At 32.5% G+C, this 13,922-nt stretch carries 13 protein-coding genes; all 13 read left to right on the plus strand.

Annotated elements, in window-relative coordinates; translation table 11 throughout:
- The first annotated feature begins 145 nt into the window (after positions 1 to 145).
- The 13 genes from J8M14_RS15020 to J8M14_RS15080 all read left to right on the plus strand — a co-directional run bounded on the left by J8M14_RS15020 (position 146) and on the right by J8M14_RS15080 (position 13,871).
- Positions 146 to 1,270 (plus strand): N-acetylmuramoyl-L-alanine amidase, encoded by a 1,125-nt coding sequence (locus J8M14_RS15020; protein ID WP_211075624.1) that lies wholly within the window; start codon positions 146 to 148, stop codon positions 1,268 to 1,270.
- Between the two features lie 86 nt (positions 1,271 to 1,356).
- Positions 1,357 to 2,301: an MlaD family protein gene (locus J8M14_RS15025; protein WP_211075625.1), complete on the plus strand. Its 945-nt coding sequence runs from the start codon at positions 1,357 to 1,359 to the stop codon at positions 2,299 to 2,301.
- 10 nt (positions 2,302 to 2,311) lie between these two features.
- On the plus strand, positions 2,312 to 3,634 hold the full coding sequence (locus J8M14_RS15030; protein WP_211075626.1) for a (Fe-S)-binding protein: 1,323 nt from the start codon (positions 2,312 to 2,314) through the stop codon (positions 3,632 to 3,634).
- Between the two features lie 167 nt (positions 3,635 to 3,801).
- Positions 3,802 to 4,248 (plus strand): phosphoheptose isomerase, encoded by a 447-nt coding sequence (locus tag J8M14_RS15035; RefSeq protein WP_211075627.1) that lies wholly within the window; start codon positions 3,802 to 3,804, stop codon positions 4,246 to 4,248.
- A gap of 59 nt (positions 4,249 to 4,307) precedes the next feature.
- A complete protein-coding gene (locus J8M14_RS15040) occupies positions 4,308 to 5,099 on the plus strand; it encodes a (Fe-S)-binding protein (protein WP_211075628.1) in 792 nt (263 codons plus the stop codon).
- 114 nt (positions 5,100 to 5,213) lie between these two features.
- The gene (locus J8M14_RS15045) at positions 5,214 to 5,699 is read left to right on the plus strand and encodes an ABC transporter ATPase (RefSeq protein ID WP_211075629.1); all 486 of its coding nucleotides are present in this window, start codon (positions 5,214 to 5,216) and stop codon (positions 5,697 to 5,699) included.
- 9 nt (positions 5,700 to 5,708) lie between these two features.
- Positions 5,709 to 8,633: a glycoside hydrolase family 3 N-terminal domain-containing protein gene (locus tag J8M14_RS15050; protein WP_348772851.1), complete on the plus strand. Its 2,925-nt coding sequence runs from the start codon at positions 5,709 to 5,711 to the stop codon at positions 8,631 to 8,633.
- Positions 8,634 to 8,657: 24 nt separating this feature from the next.
- A complete protein-coding gene (locus tag J8M14_RS15055) occupies positions 8,658 to 9,560 on the plus strand; it encodes an aldo/keto reductase (protein WP_211075630.1) in 903 nt (300 codons plus the stop codon).
- A gap of 401 nt (positions 9,561 to 9,961) precedes the next feature.
- Complete coding sequence (locus tag J8M14_RS15060; protein ID WP_211075631.1) at positions 9,962 to 10,699, plus strand: hypothetical protein; 738 nt, start codon at positions 9,962 to 9,964, stop codon at positions 10,697 to 10,699.
- 2 nt (positions 10,700 to 10,701) lie between these two features.
- Positions 10,702 to 11,937 (plus strand): hypothetical protein, encoded by a 1,236-nt coding sequence (locus tag J8M14_RS15065; protein ID WP_211075632.1) that lies wholly within the window; start codon positions 10,702 to 10,704, stop codon positions 11,935 to 11,937.
- Complete coding sequence (locus J8M14_RS15070; RefSeq protein ID WP_211075633.1) at positions 11,915 to 12,277, plus strand: hypothetical protein; 363 nt, start codon at positions 11,915 to 11,917, stop codon at positions 12,275 to 12,277. Before J8M14_RS15065 ends, J8M14_RS15070 begins: the two co-directional genes overlap by 23 nt.
- Positions 12,274 to 12,735: a hypothetical protein gene (locus J8M14_RS15075; RefSeq protein WP_211075634.1), complete on the plus strand. Its 462-nt coding sequence runs from the start codon at positions 12,274 to 12,276 to the stop codon at positions 12,733 to 12,735. The genes J8M14_RS15070 and J8M14_RS15075 overlap by 4 nt, the downstream gene beginning before the upstream one ends.
- Entirely contained in the window at positions 12,735 to 13,871 is a 1,137-nt protein-coding gene (locus J8M14_RS15080; protein ID WP_211075635.1) for a type II secretion system F family protein, read from the plus strand. The genes J8M14_RS15075 and J8M14_RS15080 overlap by 1 nt, the downstream gene beginning before the upstream one ends.
- The last annotated feature ends 51 nt before the right edge of the window (positions 13,872 to 13,922 follow it).

Raw genomic sequence — 13,922 nt, forward strand, 5'->3', positions numbered from 1 at the left:
AAATATGCATCTTCGTGAGTTATATAATAGTAAAAGTTAATGATCAATTTCAAAACTCATAACCTTTGGATTTTGAAATTATTATACTAAATACTGAAACATAAAGGGAATGTTTCAAATTGGATATATTTTATTTAAAGATTTAATGAAAAAGAAGATTATACATACCGTTTGTATTTCGTTAGTGATTTTTTGTGCTTTTGGATGTAGTCAGAAGGCTATAGCCCAGGAAAATGATCAATTTGTTGTCGTATTAGACGCAGGTCATGGAGGAGATGATCCAGGTAATAGAGGAAATGGTTACAAGGAAAAGGAAATTTCACTTAATGTAGTTTTAAAGATAGGAGCTACTCTAGAAAAAGATAATCGTTTTAAAGTTGTTTATACTAGAAAGACAGATAAATTTATAGAATTACACGAAAGAGGAAGTATAGCAAATAAAGCTAAGGCAGATCTTTTTGTATCAGTACATTGTAACTCTCATCGCTCTCAGGCATATGGGACAGAGACTTTTGTACTAGGGTTACATGCAAATGATGAAAATTTTAATGTAGCAAAAAATGAAAACTCGGTAATTCTTCTTGAGGATAATTATGAGGCTAATTATGATGGATTTGACCCTAATTCTCCAGAATCTATTATTGGCCTTACGTTAATGCAAGAAGAATATTTAGAACAAAGCCTTACTTTGGCAAGTTTTGTACAAAATAGGTTTAAAAAGTCATTAAAAAAGAAAAGTAGAGGTGTAAAACAAGCAGGATTTGTTGTTTTGCATCAAACCTATATGCCCAGTGTATTGGTAGAATTAGGTTTTTTGACAAATCATAAGGAAGGAAAATATCTGAATTCTGCAAAAGGGCAGCAGGAAATGGCAGCATCGATTACAAAATCAATTGTAGATTATAAAGAAAGCCTGGATGCTATTTATTATGTGCCTAAACCCGAAATTCCTGAAACAGTAGAAATCAAAGCAGAAATGGAAGGCGATAAAGTTTATGAAGGGGTTAACTTTAGAGTTCAGATTGCTGCAGGTTCAACAGATATAGAATTAAAGCCATTTAACTTTAATGGTTTGGATCAACTTTCTAAAACACATACAGGAGATTTATATAAATATTATTTCGGAAAAACTTCTAATTACACTTTAATTCAGGAACTTAAGGATATTGCTGTGGATAAAGGGTTTCCTTCCAGCTTTGTGGTAGCTTTTAAAAATGAAGAGTCAATTCCGCTAGCTGAGGCTCTGAAACTCAATAACCCATCCAATTAATTTGAATAAATACTTAATAATTCATTTGGTAATAAGCCCAAGAAATATATTTTTATTCTAAATTTGTGTCCTAAACATATTCTATTTTGAAATTTACTAGAGAAGTCAAAACAGGAATCTTAGCATTATGTGCTATAGCACTTATGATTTTTGGATATAGCTTTTTAAAAGGAAAAAACCTTTTAGAAAATGATCGTACACTTTATGCAGTATACGATAATGTAGAAGGTTTGATACCTTCTTCTCCGGTAACCATTAATGGAATGGTAGTTGGTCAAGTTACTTCGATCGATTTTGCAGATACAGAAGGCAATCTTGTAGTAGAGTTTAATGTAGGTACAGATTTTTCTTTTTCTAAAAATAGTCAGGCAAAAGTATATGGCGGAGGTTTGATAGGAGGAAAATCACTAGCTATTATTCCTGTATATGAAGCAGGATTAGAAGCTAAAGATAAAGATACACTACCTGGCAGAATAGAAGCTGGATTGTTAGAGTTGGTTAATGAAAAGTTGACACCATTGCAAGAAAAACTAGAATCAGCAATAACTGATGCAGATACACTTTTAACATCTGTGAATAGTGTTCTAAATGATGATAATACGAATAATTTGAATTCAATTATTAGGGATTTAGCTGTCACAGTTAAAGGGTTTAAAGGAGCATCAATTTCTTTAAATCAAATTCTTTCAGGTCAGAAGTTAAATAATACATTAGGTAATCTGAGTAAGATGTCTACCAATCTGACTAAGTTTTCAGATTCTTTGTCACAAGTAAATGTAGGTAAGTTAGTTAAAGATTTAGACGGAGTTTTAACTAATTTTGACCAGATTTCTAAAGACCTTAAAGTGGGGAAAGGAACAGCAGGAAAACTATTGAGTGATGATAAACTTTATGATAACCTGGAAAGAACCAGTAAAGAATTAGAATTATTGCTTCAAGATTTAAGATTAAACCCAACTCGATATGTAAACGTATCAGTTTTTGGGAAAAAGAATAAACCATACGTAAAACCGGCAGACTCGATAAACTAACTACCAGATTATGCAATATATACCTAACATCTTATTTGTAATTGCTTTAGTAGCAGGCGTAGGATATTTCACAAAAAATATCCGCAAAGTAATCCGTAATATTCGTTTAGGTAAAGATGTAGATCGTTCCGATAATAAGGGTGAACGATTTAAAAATATGGCAATGGTGGCTTTAGGACAATCCAAAATGGTAAGACGTCCTATCGCAGGAATATTACATGTTATAGTATACCTTGGGTTTATTATTATTAATATCGAAGTATTAGAAATCATCATTGACGGTATTTTAGGTACCCATAGAATATTTGCATTCCTAGGAGGTTTTTATGACTTCTTAATTGGATCTTTTGAGATTTTAGCACTTTTGGTGTTAGTGAGTGTTTTTCTTTTTTGGATGAGAAGAAATGTGATTAACATCAAACGCTTTAAAACATTAAAAGGTTGGCCAAAAAATGATGGAAATATTATTTTATATTTTGAAGTCGTTTTAATGACATTATTCTTAACTATGAATGCAGCTGATTTACAGCTTCAGAATCTGGGTGCAGATCATTATGTAAAAGCTGGAGCTTATCCAGTAAGTCAATATATATCACCATTATTTAATGGAATGTCTGAAGGAAGCATATTTCTTATTGAAAGAGGGGCTTGGTGGTTACATATTTTAGGAATATTAGTGTTTTTGAATTATTTATATTTCTCTAAGCATTTACATATTCTTTTAGCTTTTCCGAACACATATTATGCTGATCTAAAACCTCAAGGAGAGTTCGATAATCTAGAAGCAGTAACTAATGAAGTAAAGTTGATGATGGACCCTAGTGCGGATCCTTTTGCTGCACCAGCAGGGGATGAGTCAGAAGGAGAGCCAGAGAAATTTGGAGCTTCTGATGTTGTTGACCTTAATTGGGTGCAATTACTTAACTCCTATACTTGTACTGAGTGTGGTCGTTGTACTAGTGAATGTCCAGCTAATCAAACTGGTAAAAAATTGTCTCCACGTAAGATTATGATGGATACCAGGGACCGTCTTCAGGAAGTTGGAGATAATATTGATAAGAATGGAGGTAGCTTTGTAGATGACGGTAAGCAATTATTAAATGACTATATCACAACAGAGGAGTTATGGGCGTGTACAAGTTGTAATGCTTGCGTAGAAGCTTGCCCGATTGGCATTAGTCCGCTGTCAATAATAATAGATATGAGACGATATTTGGTAATGGAGCAAAGTGCTGCGCCTACCGATCTCAATAATATGATGTCTAATATAGAAAATAATGGTGCTCCGTGGCCATTTAATCAAATGGATCGATTAAACTGGAGTAACGAATAATAATGAATTGTTTATTCTTTATTAAAATTAATTATTTGAGTTTTTAGTGAGAAATACTTTATGTTTTTGACTTTTAATAAAATAAATAATAACAATAAGGAATACGAAATAATAATTAACCAAACTATTAACCCAATTAAACCTTAAATTAAGAGAAAACAGAAGTTATGAAGAAGGAAGAAGTAGAGAAATTATTGCATGACAAAGTAGAAGCAGGAGAGCATATAAGTCCTGTATTACCAGAAGGTATTAAGAATTATCTTATTGATATTGATGGAACAATCACAGATGATGTGCCAAATGAGGAACCGGAGCGTATGGCTACTTGTGCACCATTTCCGGATGCGCTGGCTACATTAAATAAATGGTTTGATCAAGGACATATTATATGTTTCTTCACTTCCAGAACAGAAGATCATAGAGAAGTTACAGAAACTTGGTTAAAAAAACACGGCTTCAAATATCATAGTTTATTAATGGGTAAACCAAGAGGAGGGAATTATCACTGGATAGATAATCACTTAGTAAAAGCTACACGTTATACCGGTAAGTTTACAGAATTGGTAGAGCGAGTAGTTACTATTGAAGTTTTTGATGACGGAAAACACGATTAATTATGTAGTATAGTTTTACGTATAAAACTATACTACATAAACTTTAAATATACATAAAAATGAGCGAGACAGTAAAAGTGCCTACAATGGCAGAATATATGGCTGAAGGAAAACAACCCGAAGTTTTATTTTGGGTAGGTTGTGCAGGTAGTTTTGATGATAGAGCAAAAAAAATCACAAAGGCTTTTGTAAAACTATTAAATAAAGCTAATGTAGATTTTGCTGTATTAGGTACTGAAGAAAGCTGTACGGGAGATCCTGCTAAAAGAGCAGGTAATGAATTTTTATTTCAGATGCAGGCGGTAACCAATATAGAGGTTATGAACGCATACGAGATTAAAAAAGTAGTAACAGCTTGTCCTCACTGTTTTAATACGTTAAAGAATGAGTATCCTTCTCTAGGAGGAGATTATGAAGTAATGCATCATACGCAGTTTCTAAAATCTTTGTTGGATGAAGGCCGATTAACTATTGAAGGAGGTAAGTTTAAAGGAAAACGAATTACCTTCCATGATCCTTGTTATTTGGGTAGAGCCAATAATGTGTATGAAGCTCCACGAGATTTGATCAAAAAGCTTGAAGGAGAACTAATAGAAATGAAGCGATGCAAGCGCAACGGTTTATGCTGTGGTGCTGGTGGAGCTCAGATGTTTAAAGAACCAGAACCAGGAAACAAGGATGTAAATATCGAAAGAACCGAAGACGCCTTGGAAACTAAACCGGACATTATTGCTGCAGGATGCCCATTCTGTAATACAATGATGACCGATGGTATTAAGAATAAAGAAAAAGAAGACAGTGTCCAAGTGCTAGACGTAGCAGAACTTATTGCTAACGCGCAGGATTTGTAGAATTTTCTAGATAATTTAGACAATTTTATGAGAGTTAATATGTTTGTTCATATTAACTCTTTTTTATAACATTGATTAGAAGTAGATTTTGTTATTTTAGTAAAAAAATAGCTTATGCTGGTAGACTTTAATGAATTACCCGAAACATCACGGGTATGGATATATCAAGCTAATAGATCATTTTCTCCCGAAGAATTGGAAGAGATTACATCAAAATTAGATCAATTTATTGCTCAGTGGACAGCTCATGGAGCTGATCTTAAGGCAGGTTATGACATCAAATATAAAAGATTTATTACTATAGCATTAGATCAAAATCTAAATGCTGCTAGTGGTTGTTCTATAGATGCTTCAGTACATTTTATTCAGGAACTGGAGAAAGCCTATAATGTAGATTTAATGGATAAAATGAACGTGTCCTTTAAACAAGGAGAATTTGTGGCGTATAAAACGTTGGCAGATTTCAGGAAAATGGCTAAAAACAGATCAGTATCTCCGAATACTATTGTTTTTAATAATTTGGTTAATAATATTGCTGAATATCGTACCGATTGGGAAGTACCGGCAAAAGATAGTTGGCATAACCGTTTTTTAAATTAGAATTTTCGTGTGACAAAAATAAGTAGGGAATATTTTACTTTAATAATTTTTCTTTTAACTTTTAGTATTTATGCTCAGGATCAAGGCCCATTAGTGGTCAAGGATTATGAAGAACAAAAACGTTGGGTTGATAGTATATATAACCGCATGACCCTTAAGGAAAAAGTGGGTCAGCTCTTTATGGTTGATATATTTTCTTCTAAGACCAGGAAAGAGACAGATAAAATAAAGCAACTTATAGAAGAATATCATATTGGTGGAGTTATCTTTTCCAGAGGAGGGCCTTATCGGCAAGCTAGACTGAATAATGAATTTCAGGAATTGTCTAAAGTCCCTTTATTGATCGGTATGGATGCTGAATGGGGTTTGTCTATGCGCTTAGATTCCACATATGCTTTTCCATGGAATATGACGCTTGGCGCCATTCGGGATAATCAATTGATTGAAGATACCGGAAGACAGATTGCTAAACATTGTAAAAGATTAGGAGTACATATTAATTTTGCTCCCGTGGTGGATATCAATACCAATCCCAAAAACCCTATTATAGGAAACCGCTCCTTTGGCGAAGACAAAGAAAATGTTACTCAAAAAGCTTTGGCTTTTATGACAGGAATGCAAAAAGAAGGGGTTTTGGCTAGCGCAAAACACTTTCCCGGGCACGGAGATACAGATAGCGATTCGCACAAAACACTTCCAACAATTAATTTTGATGCTAAAAGAATTGATAGTATAGAATTGTATCCCTATAAATCCATGATTAATGAGGGGTTATCTAGTGTGATGGTCGCTCATCTAAATATTCCTAGTTTAGAGCCACGATCAGATTTACCATCTTCGATTTCGGAGAATGTTGTAACCAAAATACTTAAAGATAGTCTTAATTTCGAGGGTTTGATATTTACAGATGCTTTAAATATGAAAGGCGCATCTAATTTTAAGGAACCTGGAGAAATCGATCTCGCAGCTTTTTTAGCTGGTAATGATGTGCTATTGATGTCTGAAAATGTAGCATTAGCTTCTCAAAAAATTATTTCTGCATATTATTCAGGAATGCTTGATGAAGAACGATTATCGTATTCTGTACGTAAAATACTTATGGCGAAGTATAAAGTTGGGTTAAATAAGTACAAGCCTGTAGAAACAGCATTTCTTTCGACGGAGTTAAATAGTGTAAATAATGATGTTTTGCATCATAAACTTGTTGAGCACTCTTTGACATTGATTAAAAATGACCGAGCTATACTGCCAATAAAGAATTTGGACCTAAAAAAGATAGCTTATGTATCTCTTGGAGATGATTCTGGGCAAGTGTTTTTTGAAGAATTAAATAAGTATGCTCAAGTAGATTGGGTAAAAGGTAATCAATTACCCGACTTATTAGAGCAACTTCGTAATTATAATATGGTTGTTGTTGGATTTCATAAATCTAATGAATCCCCGTGGAAGGATTATAAATTCAAGGACAAAGAATTAGTTTGGTTGTATGAAATAGCTAGATTGAATAATACTGTTTTGAGTATGTTCTCCCGACCTTATGCAATGTTAGACATGTCTACCACGACTAACTTTGAAGGTATGGTAATGGCATATCAAAATAGTAAGATTTCACAAGAGAAGACAGCACAATTACTTTTTGGTGCAATTGAAGCTAAAGGAAAACTACCGGTAAGTCTAGGAGATGATTTCCCCGTGGGAACAGGTTTAAAAACGAGGTTTATGAATAGACTTTCATATGGTTTACCTGAAACGGTGGGAATGAATTCGTATAAACTTAATAGAATAGATTCTATAGTAGATTACACATTGAGAGAAAAGATGGCTCCCGGGTTACAACTTATCGTTGCCAGAAAAGGTAAAGTAATTTTTAATAAAAACTATGGTTACCATACATATAATAAGCAGCGAAAGGTAAAAGGCTCGGATATTTATGATTTGGCATCATTAACAAAGATATTGGCAACTTTGCCTTTAACTATGGAATTAAAAGATGATGGTATTATCTCTTTAGATTCCAGGATAGGCGATATATTGCCATATTTTAAAGACTCTAATAAGAAAGATATGACAATTCGTTCTATGCTTTCTCATTATGCGCGATTGAGGGCCTGGATTCCGTTTTATCTCAAAACTTTGGATTCGGTTACCTCTAAACCTAGTAAGGTGTATTATAGAAATAAAATGTCTGATGAATTCAATATAGAGGTGACTAATAGTTTATACTTACGTAGTGATATGAAGGACTCTTTGATGCTTAGAATTAAAGATAGTGAACTACGCAGAAGGTTAAGTTATAAGTATAGTGATCTCCCTTATTATTTCATAAAAGCTTTTATAGAAGAACATTATGGCAATACTATGGATGCATTGATACAGCAGCATTTTTATAGATCTATGGGGGCTAGTAATACAGGGTATTTACCATTGAATCGATTTGATAAAAAAAGAATTGTTCCTACCGAAAACGATCAAGCTTTTAGGAAGCAGATTATCCATGGTTATGTTCATGATCAAGGAGCAGCAATGTTTGGGGGGGTTAGCGGTCATGCTGGATTATTCGCTAATGCTAATGATGTAGCTAAAATCATGCAGATGTATTTAAATCGTGGTCATTATGGTGGTAAGCAGTATATCAGTGCACAGACACTTGATGAATTCAATACGTGTTATTATTGTGAAAAAGATGTAAGGCGTGGAGTAGGGTTTGATAAGCCTCAATTGGGAGATGTAGGACCTACGTGTGGTTGTATTTCTATGAACAGTTTTGGACATAGTGGTTTCACTGGAACTTTTGCCTGGGCTGATCCCGAAGAAGAAATTGTATATGTATTTTTAAGCAACCGTACATATCCAAATTCAGCCAATCGTAAGCTTATAGCCAATGATATTCGGTCTGAAATTCAAAGAGTGATTTACGAGGCTATTGATTATTAAAAATATTATTATTTACATATAACTATGCAAGTTGAAATATCAGAACAAGGTCCAAAGCTTTCAAGAATTATCTCCGGATGCATGAATTGGGGTGAGTGGGGAGCAAATTTATCAACTGATGAAGCTCAGAAATTAATCGAAGATTGTTTGGCTATTGACGTTACTGCATTCGATCACGCAGATATTTATGGTCATTATACGACCGAAGAGTTATTTGGTAATGCTATAAAAGGAAATTCTTCGCTACGCGAACAAATACAGTTGATAACCAAGTGCGGCATAAAATTAGTGACACCTCATCGGCCAAATAACAAAATTAAATCTTATGCTTTGGATAAAGAGTATATTCTGCAATCAGTGGAACAATCATTAACTAATTTGCATACGGATTTTATAGATTTACTACTAATTCATAGACCTAGTCCGCTAATGAATCCTCATGAAATCGCAGAAGCCTTTACCAAGCTTAAGAATGACGGAAAAGTGTTGCATTTTGGTGTGTCTAATTTTACGACATCACAATTCGAGATGTTGAATGATTTTATACCTCTAACTACCAATCAGATAGAAATATCACCACTGCATTTAGATCCGTTTATAGACGGCTCTTTAGATCAATGTATTAAGCATAAAATATCTCCAATGGGGTATTCTACATTAGCTGGTGGTAAATTCTTTTCTAAAGAACCTGAAAACAACGTAATTAGAATTAATAAGGTTGTAAATCAATTAACAGAAAAATATAATGCTACTTCTGATCAAATTCTTATTTCATGGATATTAAGACACCCTTCCGGTATTTTGCCAATTATAGGCTCAACTAAAATCAATCGAATTCAATCTGCTGTGGATGCTACAAATATTCAAATCACAGATGAAGAATGGTTTATGATTTGGGAGGCTTCCACAGGAGCTGAAGTGGCTTAATACTATTTTTTAATTGCCCATATTTTATTGGTTGATATTTATGAAGCTTCAAAAGGCGATATAGCCTTTTTAGAAGCTCGTATCTGTAGTTTAAAAAATGAAAGACCAAATTCAAAAATAAATATTGAATTTTTGCATTTAGGCTATATTTTCGAAATAAATTTCAAAAATTAGGGTAACAAAACTGTTACTTATGACACTAAAGTATATTAGGACAGTTTAAAAAACGAGTGTTTTATGTTTGAGTAGTTATATAAACAAGATATGAATAGCTGTGATATTTCTTCGGGACAGAATATCGCAGTCTATTTGTATTGTATTGATAATCAAAAAATTGTAATTTTTTGTTCTTTTTCTCGATACAAAGCGGTTAATTTGCAACTTTTAAAATTGTACCCAAAATGAAATTATTTTTTACGTTGATCTTTGTTTTAGGATCTTCACAATATTTAGGTAATGATATAAGCAGAAAGATAATTTCTGATGACACCTATAACTATACATTTTACGTTTCTACCAAAGATAAATCTGATCCCAAAGATTATAAAGAGTATTTCTGGTTTAAAACCGGGAAGATACATTCTTCTTATGGAGGCGTTAATGGACAATTACTGCATGGGGAGTATAAAAAGACCTACAGAGAAAATGGTATAGCCGAACAAGGAGAGTTTCATTATGGACTCAAAGATAATATCTGGAAAAGTTGGTATGAGAATGGTAAAATTGAAAAAATTACCAATTGGCAAAAAGGAATTGCCACAGGCATTTACAGAGAATTCACAGAAAATGGGGAGCTACTTATTAGAGGGAAATTTAAAAACAGTAAGAAACACGGCAGGTGGATTAATTATAAATCAAAAGATACATTATACTTCAAGAAAGGGCAACAGGTCGTAAAAGAAGAAATGCCGGAAGAAGAAAAAGCTGAGAAGGCTAATAAGAAGAATAAGAAAAGCTTTGGTGTAAAAACAAAAGATTTCTTTAAAAACTTATTCAAAAAGAAAACACCAGAGGAAAAACAAAAGATTAAGCAAGAGAAGGAAGCAAAGAAAAAGCAGAAGGAATTGGATAAGAAACGAAAAGAACTTGCTAAAAAACAGAAGGAATTACAAAAAAATAAAACCTCAAAAAAACAGTAGAGATGTTTATGTTAAAAGCGGGATCTCTATTATACGCAATCTATGTTTGTCTCATTATAGCAATATTGAGCGGTGGGCTGATTTATATATTTACTATAAATAAGTCATTGGCGTCTCGTTATGAGGTAAAAGCACAACTTGTAGATAGATGTGAATCTTGTTTTGACTATTATCTTTCTAATCCTGATGGTTTTGAAAAAAAAGCTTTGCAAAAAATCGATCTTTTTGATGATGGTTTGATATGTGAGTTCAAGAAAGAAAGATGGGGAATGTATGCCAAGTTACAGGGGAAGGCATATTTTAGAAAAGATACTGTAGAGAATAGTTTTATTGTAGGTCAAAGAAAGCAAAAAAGGCCATTGGCATTGTATTTATGCGATTTTGGAGAAGAGCTTAAGATTTCTGGGATTACTGAAATCAAAGGTGATATGAAACTGCCTAAAAAAAGATATAAAGTAGTTAATATTTTAGGGAATCAACAGGCTAATAATCCTAAAGTAATTGGAAATATAGGTGTTTCATCGCAGAATTTACCCAAGATAATTCCACCTCAACTTACATATCCCCATAATATAAAGGAAACTTCTTTGTCATCATTTAAGAAAAATGAATTGATATATAGAGGTTTTGATCAGGAAACCATGTTGATTTACCTGGATAAAGGAGAGAATCTGGATAGAATGCGAATCAAAGGAAATTTTATTATAAAATCTAACGATACCATTAAAATAGATGATACATCAAAAATCGAGGATGTAATTATTCAGGCTCCAAAAGTGGTTATCGAGGAGGATTTTGAGGGTAGTATACAAATATATGCTGATAAAGAAGTTGTCATAGAATCTTATGTAAAGCTTAGATACCCTTCTTGTATCGTGATAGATGATTCTACTAGAGATTATGATAAGAAAATTGAGATAGCAGAAGATGTAGAGATTTATGGCGGAATTGTTATTGATGGTAATAGTTTTAGAGAACGTCAAAATAATTTTGTAACGGTTGAAGAAAATTCGATGATCGTCGGAGATGTATACTGTAACGGGATTTTGGAATTAAAAGGAAGTGTAATAGGCTCAGTTTATGCTCATAAATTACAATTAGAAACTAGAAGTTCTAAATATGCAGATGTAATTCTTAATGGACTTATTGATACTGAAAATATTCCTGAAGGATATGTGAAGTTACCTTTGTTTGTTAACCCTGAAGAAAAAAAGCTTGAGCGAATCAAAAAAATATAAGAATTATATCCAAGCTAGTTCGTTGATAGAATCTGTGATTGCAGTTACCATCATTGCGACTTGTTTATTGATTGCTATTAGAATATATGTTTCTGTGTTGAATAGTAGTAGTTCTATAAACTCATACAGGATTAAGTTTAAGTTGAATCAATTAGTGAATGATACCAAAAGCTCTCAGAATTTTGATGATGAATTATTTGAATTTAAAACATATGCCATAAAGAAAACTGTGAGTGATTATGAAGGTGATAAAGATTTAAAAAGAATAAAATTTGCTGTACAAACAGTATCAGATACAATACATTACAATTATCTGGTAAGCAAAAAGAATAATCAATGAAGGTAAAAGCATTTACCATATTAGAGATGTTAGTTAATCTAACCATTATGTCTATCATAATGGGAATGATATATTTTGCCTATTCATCATTTGTACAACAAGTGATTAGCTACCAGAATTCTATTGATGAAGAAAACGAATTGAATAGAAGTTATGTACAATTAAAAACTGATTTCTTTAATGCCGAAAAAGTTATAAAATCCTTTAAGAGTTTTAAAATAGTATCATACAACGGAAAAGAAGTATCGTATAAAATAACCGATAAATATTTAGTTAGAAAACAAATTCAGATGTTAGATACCTTATTTATAGATGATGTTAAGCTTTCATCAGAATTGAATGTAATTACTAAAGAAGATTTGATTACCGAAATAGCTGTAAAAACTACATTGTTTGATGAACCAGTAGAGTTTACTATAACCAAAGATTATGCTCCTAATCTAAAATTAAATCTGTAATGGGAATTGATGTTAGTAACATAAATAAAAGCGTCAAGGTTGAAAAAACTTCATCCTCAACTTCTGGTTTTTTTAATAAGGAGATCAACTTTTCTAAAAAAGTAGGAGCCAAGGAAAAGGAGGCGTTATATAAAGATTTATCTACACTCCTCAATGCAGGAGTAGATTTTAAAACAGCATTAGATATACTAGCTAATCAACAAAAGAAAGAACATCTAAGAAACTTAATTTTGGAGATTAAGGCACAGGTCGTAAAAGGAAAGAGTTTTTATGAAGCATTAGAAGAAACCGGTAAGTTTTCTCCTTATGAATATTTCAGTATTAAGATTGGTGAAGAAACTAAGAAACTGGATACAGTTTTATTAGAGTTACATAAATACTTTAAGCGTCAGATAAAATTAAGAAAGCAGATTATTTCGGTAATTACATACCCTTCATTTGTATTGATACTTACTGTTGGAGTGTTGTATTTTATGTTAACCTATGTAGTTCCGATGTTTAAGTCTGTTTTTAACCAGTTTGATAGTGATCTACCAGCATTGACAAAAAATATTATCGTGTTGTCAGAAAAGTTTCCAACTATATTTTTAGTAGTGGCGATTTCTATAGTTACCATTGTGTTTTTGGTTAAACTATATGGACAGAATGATACATTTAGAAGTTATAAATCGAGGTTTATTCTAAAACTACCATTTTTCGGGAAACTAGTAAAAATGGTTTATCTGGCAAGATACTGTCAGTTTTTAGATTTACTACTGACTTCTAAAACATCACTAACAGAGTCTCTGGATATGGTAAAAAAGATGATCGGTTTTTACCCTATTGAATCTTCTATTGATGGTATCAGAAATGATATTATAAAAGGAGTTCCCTTTGCTGCGGCAATGAAGAAACATAAAATTTATGAATACAAATTAATCTCTATGGTAGAAGTAGCCGAAGAGATTAATGAACTAGACACAATGTTCTCTCGATTGGCGGATGAATATGATGAAGAAGTAGAACATAAGACCAAAATGATAGGAGTAGTATTAGAACCATTGATTATAATTATTATTGGAGGTATAGTAGGATTAATAATGGTAGCGATGTATGCGCCGATGTTTGATTTAAGTAAAATAATTAATGGAAGTTAAATTTTTAGATTTTATTAACATTTTGTGTAGTTTTGCAACCCTTTAAAATAC

It is taken from the genome of Aquimarina sp. MMG016 (assembly GCF_018100805.1).
Classification (GTDB): domain Bacteria; phylum Bacteroidota; class Bacteroidia; order Flavobacteriales; family Flavobacteriaceae; genus Aquimarina.

Coding starts and splice junctions, on each gene's coding strand:
- J8M14_RS15060 (WP_211075631.1), top strand. CDS start 9,962: ATGAAATTATTTTTTACGTTGATCTTTGTTTTAGGATCTTCACAATAT.
- J8M14_RS15045 (WP_211075629.1), top strand. CDS start 5,214: ATGCTGGTAGACTTTAATGAATTACCCGAAACATCACGGGTATGGATA.
- J8M14_RS15040 (WP_211075628.1), top strand. CDS start 4,308: ATGAGCGAGACAGTAAAAGTGCCTACAATGGCAGAATATATGGCTGAA.
- J8M14_RS15065 (WP_211075632.1), top strand. CDS start 10,702: ATGTTTATGTTAAAAGCGGGATCTCTATTATACGCAATCTATGTTTGT.
- J8M14_RS15080 (WP_211075635.1), top strand. CDS start 12,735: ATGGGAATTGATGTTAGTAACATAAATAAAAGCGTCAAGGTTGAAAAA.
- J8M14_RS15030 (WP_211075626.1), top strand. CDS start 2,312: ATGCAATATATACCTAACATCTTATTTGTAATTGCTTTAGTAGCAGGC.
- J8M14_RS15020 (WP_211075624.1), top strand. CDS start 146: ATGAAAAAGAAGATTATACATACCGTTTGTATTTCGTTAGTGATTTTT.
- J8M14_RS15075 (WP_211075634.1), top strand. CDS start 12,274: ATGAAGGTAAAAGCATTTACCATATTAGAGATGTTAGTTAATCTAACC.
- J8M14_RS15055 (WP_211075630.1), top strand. CDS start 8,658: ATGCAAGTTGAAATATCAGAACAAGGTCCAAAGCTTTCAAGAATTATC.
- J8M14_RS15035 (WP_211075627.1), top strand. CDS start 3,802: ATGAAGAAGGAAGAAGTAGAGAAATTATTGCATGACAAAGTAGAAGCA.